The sequence below is a fragment of the Erythrobacter sp. Alg231-14 genome, assembly GCF_900149685.1.
Taxonomy (GTDB): domain Bacteria; phylum Pseudomonadota; class Alphaproteobacteria; order Sphingomonadales; family Sphingomonadaceae; genus Erythrobacter.
The window spans coordinates 2,320,914-2,339,442 of sequence record NZ_LT702999.1; the positions used below are offsets into that span (position 1 = coordinate 2,320,914).

Annotated in this window: 13 protein-coding genes; 12 read left to right on the plus strand and 1 reads right to left on the minus strand. The window is 56.1% G+C overall.

Translation table 11 applies throughout. From position 1 onward, the window contains the following. Positions 1–165 precede the first annotated feature (165 nt). Genes BQ8290_RS11100 through BQ8290_RS11115 form a run of 4 tightly spaced genes read left to right on the plus strand, consistent with a single transcriptional unit; the run spans position 166 to position 4,853 of the window. A complete protein-coding gene (locus BQ8290_RS11100) occupies positions 166–1,623 on the plus strand; it encodes an efflux transporter outer membrane subunit (protein WP_108790199.1) in 1,458 nt (485 codons plus the stop codon). Further along, complete coding sequence (locus BQ8290_RS11105; protein WP_108790202.1) at positions 1,620–2,924, plus strand: efflux RND transporter periplasmic adaptor subunit; 1,305 nt, start codon at positions 1,620–1,622, stop codon at positions 2,922–2,924. The genes BQ8290_RS11100 and BQ8290_RS11105 overlap by 4 nt, the downstream gene beginning before the upstream one ends. Positions 2,925–2,931: 7 nt before the next feature. Further along, entirely contained in the window at positions 2,932–3,657 is a 726-nt protein-coding gene (locus tag BQ8290_RS11110; protein WP_108790204.1) for an ATP-binding cassette domain-containing protein, read from the plus strand. Continuing rightward, on the plus strand, positions 3,657–4,853 hold the full coding sequence (locus BQ8290_RS11115; RefSeq protein ID WP_108790207.1) for an ABC transporter permease: 1,197 nt from the start codon (positions 3,657–3,659) through the stop codon (positions 4,851–4,853). Before BQ8290_RS11110 ends, BQ8290_RS11115 begins: the two co-directional genes overlap by 1 nt. Positions 4,854–4,860: 7 nt before the next feature. Here BQ8290_RS11115 and BQ8290_RS11120 read toward each other — a convergent pair whose 3' ends face one another. After that, positions 4,861–7,950 carry a VIT domain-containing protein gene (locus tag BQ8290_RS11120; protein ID WP_108790210.1) on the minus strand — a complete coding sequence of 1,030 codons (3,090 nt, stop codon included), beginning with the start codon at positions 7,948–7,950 and terminating at the stop codon, positions 4,861–4,863. A gap of 219 nt (positions 7,951–8,169) precedes the next feature. Here BQ8290_RS11120 and BQ8290_RS11125 point away from each other — a divergent pair, with 219 nt between their 5' ends. The 8 genes from BQ8290_RS11125 to BQ8290_RS11160 all read left to right on the plus strand — a co-directional run bounded on the left by BQ8290_RS11125 (position 8,170) and on the right by BQ8290_RS11160 (position 18,529). Further along, positions 8,170–9,504, plus strand: coding sequence for a TolC family protein (locus tag BQ8290_RS11125; RefSeq protein ID WP_337661335.1), 1,335 nt, complete (start codon positions 8,170–8,172; stop codon positions 9,502–9,504). A 14-nt stretch (positions 9,505–9,518) separates the two neighbouring features. Then, positions 9,519–11,657 (plus strand): ATP-binding cassette domain-containing protein, encoded by a 2,139-nt coding sequence (locus BQ8290_RS11130; RefSeq protein ID WP_337661336.1) that lies wholly within the window; start codon positions 9,519–9,521, stop codon positions 11,655–11,657. Continuing rightward, positions 11,654–12,808: an HlyD family efflux transporter periplasmic adaptor subunit gene (locus BQ8290_RS11135; RefSeq protein WP_108790217.1), complete on the plus strand. Its 1,155-nt coding sequence runs from the start codon at positions 11,654–11,656 to the stop codon at positions 12,806–12,808. Before BQ8290_RS11130 ends, BQ8290_RS11135 begins: the two co-directional genes overlap by 4 nt. 81 nt (positions 12,809–12,889) lie before the next feature. Beyond that, a complete protein-coding gene (locus BQ8290_RS11140; RefSeq protein ID WP_108790220.1) occupies positions 12,890–14,785 on the plus strand; it encodes a hypothetical protein in 1,896 nt (631 codons plus the stop codon). 182 nt (positions 14,786–14,967) lie between these two features. After that, positions 14,968–15,762, plus strand: coding sequence for an outer membrane protein assembly factor BamD (locus BQ8290_RS11145; RefSeq protein ID WP_108792325.1), 795 nt, complete (start codon positions 14,968–14,970; stop codon positions 15,760–15,762). A gap of 120 nt (positions 15,763–15,882) precedes the next feature. Beyond that, complete coding sequence (gene recN, locus BQ8290_RS11150; RefSeq protein ID WP_108790223.1) at positions 15,883–17,550, plus strand: DNA repair protein RecN; 1,668 nt, start codon at positions 15,883–15,885, stop codon at positions 17,548–17,550. Beyond that, a complete protein-coding gene (locus tag BQ8290_RS11155; RefSeq protein ID WP_108790226.1) occupies positions 17,550–18,011 on the plus strand; it encodes a hypothetical protein in 462 nt (153 codons plus the stop codon). The genes recN and BQ8290_RS11155 overlap by 1 nt, the downstream gene beginning before the upstream one ends. Then, on the plus strand, positions 18,011–18,529 hold the full coding sequence (locus BQ8290_RS11160; protein ID WP_108790228.1) for a hypothetical protein: 519 nt from the start codon (positions 18,011–18,013) through the stop codon (positions 18,527–18,529). The genes BQ8290_RS11155 and BQ8290_RS11160 overlap by 1 nt, the downstream gene beginning before the upstream one ends.

Sequence of the window (18,529 nt, forward strand, 5' to 3'; positions counted from 1 at the left end):
CATAATGCGCGCCGCGCGCGCCAGACAATCATGCCGAACTGTTCCCATAGCCCCGATCATTCTGCGAACGTCCCACCTTGACCGACGGTTTTCGTTATTCGGTCTTGCTAACGGTCACGCGCCTGTCATCTTGGATAGAGAAATACGAGGTGGGCAATCAAAACTATGCGAATTGGGACTGTTCAAAGGGGGGCGGCGCGGTCTGTCACTTTTGCGCCCTTATTGGCGCTTGCCGCGCTTTCAGGTTGCGCTTTGCCAAGTATGGATGCGCCCGCTCTCGAACAAGCGATTCCTGTACCCGAACGATGGTCAATCGCGGATGATGCCGCATCGCATGATGCCGTGGCGATCGAGCTGGGATCCTATTGGCTGCTATTGAACGACCCGCTGATTGATGAATTCACTGCGCGTGCACGACAAAACAATTTTGATCTCGCTGCGTCTTTGGCGCGGTTGCAGGCGGCAGAAGCTCGATTGCGCGATGCACGAAGCGCGCGTTTGCCCACGGCCAATGCCAGCGGCGGTTTGCGTCAGGACTTCGGCGATTTTGCGAATGACGATCTCCAATATGTCTTGAACGGAGATGTGTCTTGGGAAACCGATTTGTTCGGCCGGATCAGTGGTTCGATTGCTGCGTCTCGCGCAGAATTGCGCGCCGCAGGTTACAACGCGGCCGATCTGGAGCGGATCATTGTCGCAACCGTCGCGACACAGACGATCACAGCCCGGTCATTGGCCGCACAGCTGGAGATTGCGCGCGCTTCACTGGCCAATCAAGACGACAACCTGCTCATCGCGCAATGGCGTGCGCAAGCCGGTCTCGTATCCAGTTTGGACGTGGAGCAGGCCCGCACTCAAAGAGCGCAAACCGCGGCTTCAATTCCTTTGTTGGAAGGCGATTTGGTGGCCACCGCAAACGCGATTTCGACCTTAATTGGTGAAACACCCGGACCCGTCTATGCCACTTTGGTGGAACAACCTCGTGAGGTGCCGGCCCCGCCGGTCAATGTCTCGTTGAAGGCGCCCGCCGATACGTTGCGCATGCGGCCCGATGTTGGCGCGGCAGAAGCACAATTGATTGCCGACCTAGAACGCGTTGGCGTGGCACGGGCGCAACTTTACCCGTTGGTCCGGCTAACCGGAACGGTAGGGACAAGCGCATTTGGCATAGATGAATTGTTCGATGTGATCACCGGCAACGTCTTTGCTGGGATCACGCAATTGTTGTTCGATGGTGGGCGGACACGTGCCCAGATCGACGCATCTCAGGCCATTGCAGATGGGTCGCTTGCGGCGTGGCAGCAATCGATCTTGGAAGCGTTGGAAGATGTGGAGACCGCATCGGTAGGCCTTTCCACCAGCAATGATCGGGTGACCGCATTGATGGAAGCGAGCGAAGGTGCACGCGGTGCAGCGATCCTCGCGCGCAGTCAGTATCAAGCGGGCCTGATCGATTTTCAGGTCCTGCTTTCGGTTGAAAGCCAATTGTTAAGCGCGCGCACCGCGCAAGTATCGGCGGAAGCGGCGCGGGCTTCGTCATTTGTTGCCTTAGCGCGGGCGATGGGCGGCGGATGGCGGGCGCCGCAAAATGCCGGAATTGAAACAGGGAATAACGGGCAATGAGCATTCCAAGCGACAGCACCGAAACTGTCAACGAATTCCTCGGCGAAAAGCAGCAACCTAGTTGGCGCCGGACGATGAAGTTCTGGCTCCCGGCTGTGATAGTCGGTGCGCTGCTGCTTCTTTTGGTTTCCACCTGTTCAGGCGGCCCGGAACAAACATCCTATGTCACCGAAGAGACGACAGAGGGCGAGTTGGATCTCACCGTTACGGCGACCGGGAATTTGCGGCCGACCAATCAAGTGACGGTTGGCTCCGAAGTGAACGGCCCGGTTGAGCAAGTCCTTGTTGATGTCAACGATCAGGTCACACGAGGACAGGTGATTGCGGTCATCAACACCGAGATCATCGATCAACAAATCGCCCAAGCACGCGCCAATCTGAACGCGGCACGGGCCAGTCTTTTGCAAGCCCGCGCAACGTTAGAGGTTGATACGGCGCAGCTCGATCGTTTGAAGGAAGTGCGCGAGCTTTCCGGTGGCCGGGTGCCATCGCAAATTGAATTGGAACAAGCCGAAGCATCGGTTGCCCGTGACAGAGCATCCGTCGCCTCCGCCCAGGCCAACATCGAAGCCGCGCAAGCGACGTTACGGGCCAACCTGACCACACGCAGCCGGGCCGTTATCCGCGCGCCGGTCACCGGTGTAGTTTTGGCACGGCAAATTGAGCCTGGTCAGACTGTCGTTGCCAGTTTTAACACGGTTACACTGTTTGTGATCGCCGAAGATTTGGCGGCAATGCAGCTGCGCGTGTCAATTGATGAGGCCGATGTTGGCCAAGTCGATGCCGGGCAAAGCGCCAGTTTTACCGTCGATGCCTATCCCGGCAGACGTTTCCCAGCAGAGGTTCAACGCGTCGACTTGGCATCGGGCAACACGGTCGAAAATCAAGGCGGTGCGTCGGCTGCTGGGGGCGGATCCGTGGTCAGCTATGAAGCGCGATTGATCGTTCAAAACCCCGAAGGCCTTTTGCGACCTGGCATGACAGCAACCGCGACCATCGCAACGGAATCAACCGGAAACGTCCTTTTGGTCCCCAACGCCGCACTGCGGTTTAGGCCCGATCGCGAAGAAGAGAGCGAGGGCGGCATGCTGAATGTTCGAGTCGGCCTTGATCAACAAGAACAAGAAGCCGGCATCGGGGTGGGCTCTCGTCAACAAGTGCAGGTGCTCCAAGAAGACGGGTCGTTGCAGGCTATCGATGTGATCACCGGTCAAAGCGATGGCCGATTGACCGCGGTGGAATCCTCTGAACTTTCCGCAGGGATGGACGTTGTCACCGGCGTGAAAGCGCAAGGTCAGTAGAGCCGAAATGAGCCAACAGCCGCTTATCGAATTGGAAGGCATCACCAAAGTCTTTGGCAGCGGACCGGCTGCGTTTCAGGCTTTGAAGGGTGTCGATCTGACGATCGATCATGGTCAATTCGTTGCGATCATGGGTCCATCGGGATCGGGTAAATCGACCACGATGAACATTCTTGGCTGTCTTGACGTACCCACGCGTGGGAAATTCAAGTTTCGCGGGGTCGAGGTACAGCGTTTGAACCGCGATCAACGCAGCCTATTGCGGCGTCGTTATCTTGGATTTGTGTTCCAAGGGTTCAACTTGCTGTCGCGCACAACCGCGCTTGAAAATGTTGAATTGCCTTTGTTGTACCGGGGGGAGAAGAAATCCGTCCGGCGCGCCGCCGCGATGCACGCGCTTGATCAGGTCGGCCTTGCCCCTTGGGCGACGCACACTCCGGCAGAATTGTCAGGCGGTCAGCAGCAACGGGTTGCGATTGCGCGTGCGCTTGTTTCTGATCCGAATGTGTTGTTGGCGGACGAACCGACCGGCAACCTAGATAGCGAAAGATCGGTTGAGATCATGGAATTGCTGCGCAAGCTGAATTCCGATGGGATCACGGTCATCATGGTCACGCACGAAGAAGAAATGGCGGCTTTTGCCAAAACGATCGTGCATTTCCGGGATGGCTTGGTTGATCGAATTGAACGCGGAACCATGAGCGAAGAACCCGTCGCAGGGGAGGCTGTCTGATGTTTGGGGCCACCCTGCTTCTTTCTCTGCGTGAGATACGGCGGCATTTGCTGCGTTCAATTCTAACCACATTAGGCATCATCATCGGCGTTGCGGCGGTCGTGACCATGGTCACGTTGGGCAATGGCGTTACGGCGTCCGTTCAAGAAGAGATCTCTTCATTGGGCGCGAGCAATTTCATTGTGTTCCCAGTGCGCACAGATCGCGGCACACGTAGGCCATTTTATCAAGACGATGTTGATGCGGTTCAACAACAGATCGCGGGTGTCGAGGTCGCGGCTGGTACAGTTCAATCCAACGCCACTGCGTTCTACAACGGCCAAGATTGGGACACGCAAGTGACAGGCGCGGATGGTGCTTTTCTTCAGGCGCAATCCATCGCCCTTTCCGAAGGGCGCGCATTCACAAGCGACGAAGAAGTGGCGGGCAAGAATGTCTGCCTGGTCGGTCCGAAAGTGCGCGAGACGATCTTCCTTCCCGATGTAAGCCCTGTCGGCGAAACGATGCGGTTGGGTGAGGTGTCGTGCAACGTTGTTGGTGTGCTCGAAGAACGCGGCCAAGGCGGCGGCGGGGCAGATGAAGACGATGTCGTCTTTATGCCGATCAAAACTGTCCAACGCCGGTTCCGCGGCACCGACTCGCTCGATTATTTCGTCTTGAAATACGATGCATCCTATTCATCCGCAGTGATCCAACAATCGCTTGTCGATCTGTTGCGAGAGCGGCGTTTGCTGCAAGGCGCCGAAGCGAACGATTTCAACGTCATCGACACCGCTCAGGTTAACGACGCCCTAGGCGCGGTCACCGGCGCCTTGACCGCCATGGTTGGCGTAATCGCCTCAATCAGCCTCCTTGTCGGTGGGATCGGAATTATGAACATCATGCTTGTTTCCGTGACCGAACGGACGCGCGAAATTGGTATTCGTTTGGCCATTGGCGCCTTGGCCCGCGAAGTCCGATTGCAGTTTTTGACCGAAGCGGTTGTGCTCTGCGCGCTTGGTGGACTTGCGGGCCTTTTGTTGGCGTTTGTTGCATCGGTCCTGTTGGCCGGCGCGATTGATGTGCCGTTTATTTTCGACCCCACGATCAATATTTTGAGCTTTGTTTTCGCATCATCCATGGGGATTGTGTTCGGGTATTACCCCGCCCGCCGCGCCTCACAGCTCGACCCGATCGATGCGCTCCGTCACGAGTGATGGCACGCTAATTCTCGACTTCGATCGTCGCGATTGTACGGTCGTTTTCATCCCGATTTGAACGGTCAAAACCGACTTCGGCATCGATCAATTGTTCCGATTGATCCGCACGGGCAAAATTGCGGATTAAACGAACCATAGCGCGGCCCGGTCCGTTGGGATTGATCCGGTCGCCGCTAAACCCGTGAACGCTGATTTCGTAGCCGCCGGTAAAGGCGTTGCGCATCACATATTCTTCGGGGCCGTATCCGCTGGTCATGTCATTTGACAATTTCCCGCCCAATTGACTGCGTTGATTCCCGTAAAAGACGTTCTCACTTGATGGTTCGAGAATGTGGAGATCGAGGTCGGCATCCGCGCTGGTCCATTCGACCACCACCCGAATATCGGTGTCGAGCGTTGCAATCAGACGGGGATCAAGAGACCATGAGCCGCCCGCAGCCTCGATCAATGGGATTAAAGAATTGATTTCCATCAATGCGACGGTTTCAAGCCCCTCATACCGCCCGTCGGTAGGGGCAAGGATCACCTCAGACAGCAATTCAAACGCTCGCTCCAGATCATCTTTGCGTTGGGCACCCTCCGATTGCCGCGCCCGCGCAGCCAAGGTGAGAGCAAGGATCCGCTTGGGTTGGGTGCGATATTCGATCCGAGCGTTTAACGTTTCCAACAACTCAATCGCAGTGTCGAAGTCGCCATCGCGTTCGAGCCTAAAGGCTACGATCAACAAGGTTTCATCATCGCTGGTCCGAAGGTCGAGCGCCGACAGCACCAATTGCCGGGCCAATTCGTCATCGCCCTTCAATCGAAACCACTCCGCTACATCGAGGTAATAGCCCGGCGCGCTGCCATATTTCTCTTCTTGCTGTGACAAGACCTCCAACAATTGTTCCGGTTTGGCCGCGTCCAAGGCTTGAAGATAGGGGCGATCATTGAGGACATTGGCAAGGTCCACTTGCAACGCATTGCCCGGCGCTGCGCCGTTTGCGCGATTGCCTGTCGTAACAAGGCCCGATTCCGCCTGCGCTTCTTGCAATCCGATATCGGCACCGACCACGGCGATTGGTGATGCAGCATCCAGATTGCTAACGGCCCGCCGTGTGCCGGTCACAACAATGGTGTCTTCGTCTCCGTCGCCATAATATCCGCCATACTCACCAGGCGGTGGCGGTGGCGGCGGAGGAGACGGTGCCAATAAAGGCGGCGACCGCGGTTCAGCTTCGGCAGCAGCGTCCGTTGCCGCTTCGCTGACAGCGACTGGCAGCGATTGGACATCCGATTGCTGCACTCGCTGGATTACAGCGTCTTGATCGAATTTTCTGTTCCACCAGTCTTTCGTTTCTTCCCATTCGGATACAACAAACGAAAGCCGCTCTTCGCGGGCATTGCTGCGCTCTTGTTCACGTGCATATTTTTGCGTTTGATACTGTTTCAACCACTGGTCGCCAAAGCCACTTGGCGGTTCGATATCGGCGGCCAAATATTGGTCTGGCTGTTCCAACACCAGAAACGCCATCGTCGGACTTGCGACTTGGAATCGTTCGGCCAAAACTCGCATTGCATCGCGGTCTACCGGGTTGTCCGATAGGCGATTCACTTCCTGCGACGCCCACAATGCACCGGCGGCGTTGTGGCCATCGGCGTTGCGTGTGTTGATGCGATAGGTCCGTCGCCGTTCATTGCGACGGGTTCCCGAAAGACGTACGGTGACCTCATCCCATTCGCCCAATTTGCCAACGACGCTCCAGCGACCATTAGCCGCTGTCAGAGCGCGATATTGCAAGCGATTGCCCCCGCGATCGCGGATCGAAACGATCCCCACTGGCAAGGTTCGCATTTGCGACAGGATATCTTGGGAATTTTGCGCGTCCATGAACAACGCTTTCCCGCCATTGTCCTGGGCAATGAGGTTGAGCCGTTGTGCGTTGACGTTGGCCCCGCTCGCGATTGCGATCAAAGGGCAATCGACGTTGAAGCGTTCCGATAGGTTCAACGATGCGTCACCATCGCTGAACAGAATGCAGAGATCGGCGTCACCGCGTGTGGCGGTTGAAACATTCGCAAAACTGGTCGCACCGCGATAGATTTGTGAGCCCAAGAACGCATCGAGGTCATCGATTTGCGCGCCGGTAAAGCGGGTCAGTTTTGGGGTGGCACTTGAGAAAGTGATCACTTCGACAGAATTGGGCGCGGTGTCGTTTAGGAATTGCGTCAAAACCGCGCGTTCTGTTTCGACCAATGCATCCGCGCGGGATCGCGACACATCCCAATACACGCGCACGCTTTCGGGCGGATCCTCGGAAAGATCAACGGCGGTGTAATCGTCGCTGATGGTGAAAAACACATCGCCGTTTTCATGGCGTGAGGCAACGGCTTCGCTGATTGGATCAACGCCGGACAATTGCAGCGAGCCGGACAATTGGGTGTCGGCCAAGACATAGGGCGCGCTGACATAGGATTGCCCTTCGCGCGTCATTTGCACCGGGTCCAATCCGGAAAGGGTGATTGTGGGCGCTTCGGCGACGCCGTTCGCTGTCGCGCTTAACCGGAACGATCCCACATCGCCGTCAATCTCAAGCGGAATCGAAAGGCCCTCCGCTGTATCAATTGGGGTGACGAATGTGAGCGAGATGCGCCTGCTGTTGTTGGGCAGGATGGGGTAAATCCGGGTAGAAAATTCGTTCCGGCTCGAAATTTCGGCAAGGCCCGGATCAACGGTGCCGCGCACTTCATCTTCGTAAATTTGCTGCGCTTTGGGTTGATCGATCAAGCTTCCGGGGATCATCACCCCTTCAATATCGAGCTTGTATCCGGTCAACACCGCATCACGGGGCAATTGCATCGCAACGCGCGCTTCGACCTGATTGTTCGATGGGTTGGTTAAAAGTGCATCGATTTCCACTTCGGCCATCGTGCCGTTCTGATCTATTGTGACAGAGAATTCGGATACAGTGATGTCCGGCTGTTCCGCGCCGTTCTCGATCCCGTTGATAAGCGCGCGCACCGATGGGTTGGCAGAATTCGTGGGGCTCGACACGGCGGCCGCCGGCAACAATGTGAGGGCCAAGATGGCGATCAATCGAGTCAGAGTTTTCATTGCGTCTTCCCCCAAACAGCAGATGTTAATCCTTTTGCTAATCAAGCAAATGTGAACGTCAGATGTTCACAATGCCTATCGTTTCCATGGGCCGGTCAATCGCATGGGGGCGCCGCACGCCGAAAAGTTTGCTATGCGCACACAGACTGCCTTAATGTTCATCCTTCACCGCGGCTTCGCGCGTGGATGCGCCAACCGTTTGGATCGATAACCGTCGCAATGCCCCGTTTTTCAACCAGATATTCGCAAATGCGCGCCGGTTTTGCCGCCGCGTTTGCGTGCGTTGTGGCTATGCAGCCGGCTTCTGCTCAGGATGAACAATACGGCCCAGTCTTAGATCCTGCGACGGAGGCATTAGTCGATGCATCGGTTGAACAGGTGCCCGCATCCATCCCGGCACCGCTGGCGCAGGCGGTCGCGCGATCCTTGGAACAAAGCCCCATCGTGTTGGCGGGCCTTGCCGAACTGGCGGCATTGGAAGCCGATTTGCGCACTGCGCGGTGGCAGCGATATCCCAATCTTTCGGCTGAATTGTTGGCCGCAACCGGTGGTTCGAACGTTGCCGAGACCGATGGACTGGCAGTGAATGTCGCCTTGGAGCAACCGCTTTGGGCGGGTGGCGCAATCAACAGCCAAGTGGACGCCGCAAGGTTCAATGTTGATGTCGGGCGCAATGCGCTGCGTGAGGCGCGCTTCAACATTTTGTTCGCCGTGATTCAGTCTTATTACGATGCGCTGCTGGCGTTTGAACGGGTCAAAGTGTTGGAAACGGGATTGGCAGAGCACCGTATTTTGGTCGGGTCAATCGAACGTCGCGTCCGACAGGAAGTGTCACCTCTTGCCGATCTAACTTTGGCGCGATCCCGCCTCACACAGCTGGAGGTGGAATTGACCACGGCGCGGGAAATCGGACAGAATTCGATGCTCCGATTGCGCGAATTTGTTGGCGCGGATGTTAATCGTCCGGTGTTCGGATCATCTACAGATGCCGACAATGTTCCGGTTCAACCGATCGCGATGCAGGAAATGATGGCATGCTCGCCCTCACTCGATCGGCTGCGCAGTCAAATCGATGTGGCGCAAGCGCAGGCAAGCACAGCCCGGCGTAGCCTTTTCCCTCAGGTTTTGTTTCAGGTATCTCAGAATGAGATAACCGGCGCCCGTGCTGCGATCGTATTGCGTGCGCAAACTGGCAATGGTCTGTCGCGCCTCTCCGCCGCCGACAGCGCAGAAGCGCGCGTCGATCAAGCGGTGGCGGAATTGGGGCAGGCGGATCGCGAAGGGCGCACTCGATTGGGGATCGAATACATCACGTTAAGATCGAACCAACAGCGCGCCGAAGCAGGGTCTGAGGCAAGCCAAGCCGCTGGAGATTTGCTCGCGAGTTATCGTCGTCAGTTTGTCGCCGGGCGTCGCAGTTGGCTTGATGTGTTGAATGCCGCTAGAGAAGTCACCACCGCGCGCGCTGCGGAAAGCGACGCGCGGGTGAACGCCGCGGCAAGCGCGACAAGGATTTTTGCCTTGTCATGCCGTTGGCGACCATTGGGGTTGTAAAGGTAGGCGGCTGCGTGAGTTCTGACATCCTCGAAGCGCTGGAGCGCTATGCGCGTGCCCGGCGAACAACTTTGCCGCCGCATTGGGATGCCGATATTCGCGCTGCGTTGGCCGACCGGTATTTGCCCGAAGACGCCACCGCGCTTGAAGCGGTTCGGACCGAATTGGAATGGGAACCGCCGACCCAGATTGGCGGCCGGCCACGCGCAGATGAATTGCCTTTATTGGTGCACGACCCGGATCAAGGTTGGGTCGTGGCCCTGCAATGGGTGGGCGAAGATGAACTCGCTTTGTTGGGACACGCACAACCATTGGTTTGGACGGAGGAACAAACCTTTTTCATGGTTAGTGTCCCCGACCCATTGCGCCGCGATGGCGTGAGCGCGTTTGGCGTTTTCTCAAGCGCGATCAAACGGCGCAGCCGTGTTTTGGTCATCGCCGCGATAGCCACCGTCTTTGCCAATATTTTGACGCTGGCGACCTCGCTCTACGCGATGCAATTGTATGACCGGGTGATCCCGCTGGCGAGTTTTGAAACGCTCTTTGTTCTGACGGCTGGTGTGCTTTTCGCACTGGTGCTGGACCTGACTCTGCGCAGTCTGCGCGCAATCTTGATCGAGGCAGAGGCGCAGAACATCGACAAGGAAGTGTCTGAATTCTTCTTTGCCAGAGCGCAGGCGATACGTCTTGATGCGCGGCCGCAAGGCGTCGGGACAATGGCCGCACAAATCCAAGGTCAAGAACAAATCCGCCAAGTGATGTCGGCCAGCTCGCTATTCGTGTTTGCCGATTTGCCGTTTGCGATCTTCTTCATTCTTGTCATCGCTGGTATCGGCGGCAGCATCGCGCTGGTGCCCGTTATTAGCCTTCCGATCGCGCTCCTTTTGGCGTTCTTACTGGCGATGGTTATTCGCAAAGGCGCTGAACGATCACAGGTGACCGGCAATCAAAAAAATGGCCTTTTGGTCGAAATGCTCGACGCATCCGAAACGGTGAAGGCCAATTTGGGCGGCTGGCAAATGATCAGCCGTTGGAATCGCCTGATCCGCGAGGTTCACCATTTCGAAGATCCGGTGAAACGCGCATCGGCTGTATCAGGGACGCTTTTTTCTAGCCTTCAGCAAACGACCTATGTGGCGGTCATGGGTTTTGGTGCTTACCTTGCGGCAACAGGTCAGATCACAACCGGCGGCTTGTTGGCCTGTTCAATAATTGTGGGACGGATCAATGGGCCGTTGATTGCCCAATTGCCGAACTTAATCGTTCAATGGGGCTATGCGCGCTCGTCTCTAAAGGCGCTGGATGGATTGCTGCAATTTCCAGTAGAGCGGACATCAGAAAGCGGTGGCCTACGACCGGAAAGCATGTCTGGGCCGATCACCATCAAAGCGGCGGCATTCGCCTATGACGATGCGCCACCGGCGGTCGATGTTGCGCAATTGCAGATCAAGCCGGGCGAACGGGTCGCGTTGATTGGCGGCGTTGGCGCGGGTAAATCAACTTTGCTTAAACTGATTGCTGGGCTGTATTCGCCGCAAACGGGTTCGGTCGCGGTGAACGGCATCGATCTTGGCCAAATTTCTGAAGACATCGCCCGCCGTCAAATCGGGTATTTGTCACAGAACGCACGGCTTGTGCGGGGCAGTTTACGCGACAGTTTGACGATGGGGCTGGGTCATATTGACGATGCGGCTTTGATCGCAACCGCAAAGGCGACCGGTTTGGAAACCTTGTTTTCCGATCAAAAACGCGGACTGGATATCCAAATGCAAGAGGGCGGCGCGGGGCTTTCTGGTGGGCAGAGGGCCTTGGTTGGGATCAACCGTTTGATCCATGCTCGCCCACGAATTTGGCTTCTCGATGAACCGACTGCGGCGTTAGACGTGAACAGCGAAAAATCAGCATTGGACGCGGTAAAAGCGGCCATGCGGGATGATGATATTTTGATTATGGCCACGCATAAACTTCCGTTGATAGAGAGGTTTTCGCGCGTGGTGGTGATGGCAAACGGACAAGTCATCAGCAGCGAACCATCGACGGATTTCATCAAGCGGTTCCGCGAAACTGCTGAACTGCGAAAGAGCAAAGCGCAAGAAACCAAGCAAAGCAGCGGTATGATCACCACCAAAATTGGCAGAGGCAAGAAGCCGTGAATACATTGCTCCGCCCTGCCACTCTGATCATCATTACAATCTCCGCGCTTTTGGTGGGTTTCATCGCGTGGTCGCAATGGGCCGAGCTGGATCAGGTGACGCGCGCTCCTGGTAAGGTGGTGCCGTTCGCCCGGGTGCAAATTGTACAAAGCGAACAAGACGGCGCGATTACCCAAATTGCCGTGCGCGAAGGAGAAGCGGTTACCGCCGGTCAATTGCTGGTTGAATTGGATAAGGTTCAACTTGAAGCCGCTGTGCGCGAATCCCGGGTGAAGGTCGCCGCTTTGGAAAGTCGGATGGCGCGGATCAACGCGGAATTGTTCGACCGACCTTTGACGTTCCCGAGCTCGCTCGATGATTTTGACGAATTCGTCGCGAACCAACGTCAATTGTTTCAACGCCGTCGTGCCGCGCTTCAATCGGAATTGGCGACGCTTTCCAGCCTGGCCGAATTGCAACAGCAGGAATTGGATCTCAACATGCCGTTGTTGGATACGGGCGATGTGGCCCGATCCGAAATCATCCGGATGCAACGGGTGGTGGTTGAAACGCGGGGACGCATTTCGAATTTGCGATCAGAATACATCCGGGATCTACAGGCGGAATTCACGCAGACCGAAGAAGAACTGGCCGCATCGCGTCAGCAACTGGCCCGCTCCGAAGACAGTCTGCGTGCATCCACCTTGGCTGCGCCAACCGATGGCATTGTGAAGAACGTCCGATTTTCGACCATTGGTGGCGTGGTGCGGGCAGGCGAAGAGGTTTTGCAGATCGTTCCGGTTGGCGAAAAGTTGATCATCGAAACGCGGGTGCCGCCGCGCGACATCGCCTTTGTCAAAACCGGCCAAACGGCGCGTGTGAATTTTGATGCTTATGACAATTCGATTTACGGATCGGCGACCGGCAACGTGGTTTTCATCAGCCCGGACACATTGACCGAGCAAAGCGAGAACGGGTCGAGCGAGACCTATTATCGCGTCAATCTTGAGGTGGACACTGCCACGATGAGGCAAGTTGAAGGTCGCGATTTGATCAACCTTCAAGCCGGAATGACCGCGACGGCAGAGATACTCACCGGCAAATCGACGGTGTGGGCCTATCTCACCAAGCCCATTTTGAAGACAGCATCGGATTCAATGCAAGAACGTTGATCGGTGCGATTGCATTGCTTAATCTGTTGATCGGTGAAGTGATCGCCCCTAGCCTGCGACATTCAGAAACAGGGGCATACAGTGGCAATCACTCCCAATTACACGATCTTCAATCCTGCAAACATTTCGCAGGCCGTCATCGACCTTTTGTTGGGCGTAGCTGACGAAGCGTTTCGGCTTTGGGGTGAGGTTTTAGCCGGCGATGCCAATTTGGCGGTCCGTGTCGAATTGCTCGAAGATACATTCAGCGGCCGGGCACAGGGTGGTTGGGGTAATGGAACCAATATTGGTCAGACGAACGGATTGAACCTGATTGTTGGGGCGCCGTCTTATGAGCTTCAAACCGGGCAAGATGTTCCCAACGGCGACTATGACGTGATCATGCAGTTCAGCATGGATTACCTTCTGAACGAGCTTTTCCTGGATCCAACGCCTGGATCGCGCGACGATATCCCATCGGACCGCACAGACGGTCTAAGCGTGATCCTGCACGAAATTGGGCATGCGCTTGGCATTATCGGATATTATAACACCGACACCAATGAACAGGGTAATTTTGCGACGCCATACGATTTGCGCAGGGTGGAAATCGACGGCGAAGATTTCTTCCGAGGGCCCAATGTAACGCAAGTGCTGGGCCGTGACTTGGATCAAACGCGCGGCAATTATGCGCATTATGGCAACAATAACGAAAACCCGGCGACCAGTGACGATCCGACCACGGGATTGATGAACGGCGTCGTGTTCTATCGCGGCTATGCCTACACGATCAGTGATCTGGATTTGGCCGTGCTGGCGGATACCGGTTTAGGCACGATCCGGGATGATATTCTTGACAATCCGCTGCACGAATATTTGCGCGGTGGGGACGGCAATGATCAAATCATTGGCGATCACATCGCCAATCGGTTTTTTGGTGATGCGGGCGACGATGCTCTGTTTGGCAATGGCGGCGCCGATACATTGTTTGGTGGTGAAGGCGCCGACAGCCTTGATGGCGGAGCAGACGTGGATCAATTGATCGGCGGCCTAGGCAATGACACGATTGACGGCGGTTCCAATGTGGACACGGCGGTCGTTTCGGGGAACCGCGCGGATTACACGATCACACAGACGCAAACGGGTGTGTTTGAGGTTGTTGGCGCGGACGGGACCGATGTTCTGTCCGGCGTTGAGTTCCTGCAATTTGACGATGAGATGATGCGTTTGCTTCCCGGCCAAGGTGTGTCGGTGAACTTCGCGACGTCGGACACTTCGGTGTATCAAGACGCGATGAGCGCGATCCGCGATTTTGATGGCAATGCGTTGGGCGGCGATGGTTCGTGGCTGCGCATTGGTGAGGCCGATGTGAACGGCGATGGCGATCTGGATCAGATTGTTGTGAACCAAGCGATCGGCCGTTTTGCGACCGTTGGTACGGCGCCGGATGGTCTGGTCTATTTTGATGACCATTCATGGGCCGGCGAAACGCGTGTTGCTGGCATCTATATCGATCCATTGGTGGAAAGCGGCGATGTTGTTGCGGGCAGCGACAATGACAGCCAGCGCCGGTTCCAGAACGATTTGGAGATCGAAAACATCAACCGTGTCTTGGGCGCGGATGATTACGACAGCGACGGCATCCAAGAGGTGTTCTTTGCGCTGACCGATGGCACGGCGTATCTGCGCGCACTGATGCATGAAGATGGCAACATCCGGTATGCCAACTATCAAAGCGAACAAGAGGTGATCGATTACCTCACAGCTAATGGATATGACGAAAGCACTTTCGGTGACTGGTTCGGCGATAGCGCTAACGCAGCGACGGCGGACAAAGAATCCAGCACCGAAGTGTCGATCCAACTCGTTACCAAAAACGATGGCGGACAAGGCGAGCCAGAGGCAATTGGCGGCGACATCGAAGCGATGTTTGCACAACGCCCCGGCGAATTCGCATCGCAGCAATTCGAACAGGTTCCGATCGAATTCTTTGGCTAAAGTTAGGCTTCGGTCTAAAACTGAAAAGTGCTGGGCGCTTCTTCCGAAAGGAGGAGGCGCCCCTCTTTTTGGGCTCAACTCCCAGATGAATTGCGATGGAACTCCGGTGCGGCGAACACTCCATGGGATTAAGCGTGCAACTTCACTTGGCGTTCAGGCGCGCGCTGGCTATACGCAACGTCATGAAAAAGACGATCCGCACTCGCCTAACGCGCGCCACCTTGATGGGCGCCGCTTTTGCCACACTCGCAGCCTGTGGAGGCGGCGCGGCCGATAAAGACGTGGCGTATGTCGCACGCGACGTCGAATCGCTCTATGCAGAGGCGCAAAGGCGGCTTGATGGGGGCAACACGGTTCTTGCAGCGGCGCTGTTTGACGAAGTTGAACGCCAACACCCATATTCGCCATGGGCACGCCGCGCCCAGTTGATGAGCGCGTTCAGCTATTACATCGCCCGCGATTACAACAAAGCGATCCAAAACTCTCAACGGTTCTTGTCGATCCACCCAGGCAACAAAGACGCACCCTATGCCTATTACCTGATCGCGCTGTCATATTATGAACAGATAAGTGATGTGAATCGCGATCAATCGATCACGGAACAGGCGCAAATCGCTCTGCGTGAAGTGAACCGCCGTTTCCCGCAAACCGAATATGCGGCCGATGCCCGGTTGAAACTCGACTTGGTTTCCGATCACCTAGCCGGCAAAGAAATGGAAATCGGGCGGTATTATCAACGGTCAGGCCGCTGGTTGGCCGCGGCATTACGGTTCCGCAACGTTGTCGAAGAATACGAAACAACAAGCCATACGCCCGAAGCTCTCTACCGTTTGACGGAAAGCAGTTTGGCGTTGGGCATCCGCGAAGAAGCGGTCAAATACGCTGCCGTGCTGGGCGCCAATTACCCGGGCACCGAATGGTATGAAAAGGCGTTTGAATTGGTCGAAGATCATGCCGGCGACGTGACCGCATCCTAACCCGTGCGCCCGATCATGGGCGGGGTGTTGCGGCAGGCGTAAAACAACGCCAACGTTGTTGTTTGCAAAGTTATCTTGAGACGTGACGCGGTGCTGACGTTGGGTTAGTGCTGAACGGCCATGCTGACCCGTCTTTCCATCCGCAACATCGTCTTGATTGAGGCGCTTGACCTCGACTTTGTGCGCGGATTGGGTGTCCTCACCGGCGAAACGGGGGCAGGCAAATCAATCCTACTCGACGCGCTTGGTCTGGTGTTGGGGGATCGCGCTGAAACGGCTTTGGTCCGTGCAGGGGAATCCAAGGCCAGCGTAACAGCCAGTTTTGAATTCGCATCTCTACCAGTTTCGGTGGCAGAGGCATTGGACGATGCCGACATGGATATCGAACCAGGCGAACCCTTGTTGATCCGTCGTCAGGTTAAGGCGGATGGAGGGTCAAAGGCCTTTATCAACGATCAACCCGCTAGCGTGGCGTTGTTGCGTGAATTGGCGCCGGCTCTGGTCGAATTGCACGGGCAGCACGACGATCGCGGTTTGGTGAACCCGCGCGGGCATCGGATGTTGCTTGATCGTTATGCCGACATTGATCTGGGCGCGTTGGAAGGGCGTTGGAAGAACTGGGCCACCGCAGAGGCGAAATTGGCCGAGGCGCGCCATTCGCAAGAGCAAGCTAAGCTGGATGAAGATCTGTTGATCGCGCATCTGGCGGAATTGACCACGCTGGAACCGGCTGTCGGCGAAGAAGAGCAATTGGCGGGGCAGCGTTCCGACATGCAAAAGGGCGAAAAGCTCGCCGGTGAATTGGAAGACCTACGCCACATTTGGGAAGGGTCGGATTCGCCGCTTGCATCCTTGCGCGTCGCCGCGCGCAAGTTGGACCGTATCGCTCCTGAACACCCAATGTTGACCGAGGCGTTGGCCGCGTTGGACCGCGCCGTGATCGAGGCGGGCGAAGCCGAGGATAAGCTAGAGGGCGCAGCGCGCGCTCTTGTGCATGATCCCGCCGCATTGGATGCCGCAGAAACGCGCTTGTTCGAACTGCGCGCTATGGCGCGAAAGCATCGCTGCGATGTTGATGCATTGCCCGAATTGATGGTGGAAATGCGCGCAAAACTCGATGCGATTGAGGGCGGTGACGCGGAATTGGGCACGCTGGAATCGGCGGCGCGAGATGCGCGCGATGCCTACCTCAAAACAGCCGAGAAAGCGCAAGCTGCACGGGCCAAGGCGGCCAAAGTGCTGGATAAAGCGGTCGCTGCGGAATTGGCTCCGTTGAAATTGGATGCGGCGCGGTTCCAGACTTCGATCACCACACTGCCAGAGGAAAAATGGGGCGCCCATGGTATGGATGCGGCCGAATTTCTGATCGCGACCAATCCCGGCGCCGATTTCGCGCCGCTCGCTAAGATTGCTTCGGGAGGGGAACTGTCCCGCTTTATCCTCGCGTTGAAGGTCGCCTTGGCAGAAAAAGGTGGCGCAGCGACGATCATCTTTGATGAAATTGACCGCGGCGTGGGCGGGGCGGTTGCATCGGCCATCGGTGAACGGCTCGCCCGGCTTGCCAGCGCCGAGGGACAGTTGTTGGCCGTGACCCACAGCCCGCAAGTCGCGGCGCGCGGCGCCATGCATTATATGATCGCCAAAGCATCCAGCGGCACGGTGACAAAGACGAGCGTCGTATTGCTCGATCAAATCGGACGTCAAGATGAAATTGCGCGGATGCTGTCTGGCGCCGAAGTAACACCAGAGGCGCGGGCGCAGGCGGACCGATTGTTGGAGGGGATCTAATGGAAGTTCTAGGCGGTGTTCTATTGGCGATTGCTGGGATTGTTTTGCTGGCCGCGATTGGATTGACGACGGTCGTTGCTCTCATCCTAATGGCGGTGCTCGGCTTCATCACGGAAATGAGTTTTAAGCGATTGTTTTTCGTATCTTTCGGCTTGGGCCTTCTGGCTCCGATACTGCTTGGAATTGGTGTTTCATCGGTGCTGAGCGATAACAATATTCAGCGCGAAATCATGTCTGAATTGAATCAATCAATATCTGGACCAGAGAATGTCATCGAAGTCATTCCGCGCATCAGCGAACTTCGCGAGCAATTGAGCGACGGTACAATTACGCCCGACCAATTTGAGGAGCAGCTGGAGGCGTTGATCGAAGAACGGACCGGCTCCCAGATTGAATTGGATGGCTCGGGTGTGACAATTGATGCGGAGACAGAAGCGGATCGGTTGTCGGAGGTGGAGTGATGAAGCTTGCTTCCGTTGCTCTAATTTCGGCAATCGTTGGGTTAATCGGAGTGGGTGTTTATGGTTCCTCGCGAATCGATGCGGTTCCTGGACCAGAAGTGCCCGAACGAATGATTGCCCGAGCTTTGGAGGCTGACGCATTCGCATTCTTAGAGTTTCTTCCATTTGAGGAAGAAGACGGAACTTTGATCCACTCTATTTCAGTTTGTTTGGAGAGTGAGGAGCACATCGACTTTAGGCGGCTGAACCGCAACTTTCTCGGCGGAAAACTTGTGGTCTTCAGGAAAAGCCGCTGCACATTTGAACGGCTCGAGGGGAGCGGTTTGTTCGTCTTTATTGATGGCTATTCCGATCCGAATGGAGAGCCAGCGCTAAACCTTCAGCTCAGTTATTCATGCCTAACCGATGAACTTTGCGAAGTCGAAATCGACAGTCTCGGTGTTGGCTTCACCTATCAGATGGAACGTCGCGAAGCAGATTGGGTATTGAAAGAACGCCGGACGCGTTGGATCGTATGA

Bases quoted from the DNA above. Each gene is read 5' to 3' on its own strand.
- BQ8290_RS11110 (WP_108790204.1), top strand. From the start codon at position 2,932: ATGAGCCAACAGCCGCTTATCGAATTGGAAGGCATCACCAAAGTCTTT.
- BQ8290_RS11115 (WP_108790207.1), top strand. From the start codon at position 3,657: ATGTTTGGGGCCACCCTGCTTCTTTCTCTGCGTGAGATACGGCGGCAT.
- BQ8290_RS11105 (WP_108790202.1), top strand. From the start codon at position 1,620: ATGAGCATTCCAAGCGACAGCACCGAAACTGTCAACGAATTCCTCGGC.
- BQ8290_RS11145 (WP_108792325.1), top strand. From the start codon at position 14,968: ATGAAAAAGACGATCCGCACTCGCCTAACGCGCGCCACCTTGATGGGC.
- BQ8290_RS11155 (WP_108790226.1), top strand. From the start codon at position 17,550: ATGGAAGTTCTAGGCGGTGTTCTATTGGCGATTGCTGGGATTGTTTTG.
- recN (WP_108790223.1), top strand. From the start codon at position 15,883: ATGCTGACCCGTCTTTCCATCCGCAACATCGTCTTGATTGAGGCGCTT.
- BQ8290_RS11125 (WP_337661335.1), top strand. From the start codon at position 8,170: ATGCCCCGTTTTTCAACCAGATATTCGCAAATGCGCGCCGGTTTTGCC.
- BQ8290_RS11100 (WP_108790199.1), top strand. From the start codon at position 166: ATGCGAATTGGGACTGTTCAAAGGGGGGCGGCGCGGTCTGTCACTTTT.
- BQ8290_RS11160 (WP_108790228.1), top strand. From the start codon at position 18,011: ATGAAGCTTGCTTCCGTTGCTCTAATTTCGGCAATCGTTGGGTTAATC.
- BQ8290_RS11120 (WP_108790210.1), bottom strand. From the start codon at position 7,950: ATGAAAACTCTGACTCGATTGATCGCCATCTTGGCCCTCACATTGTTG.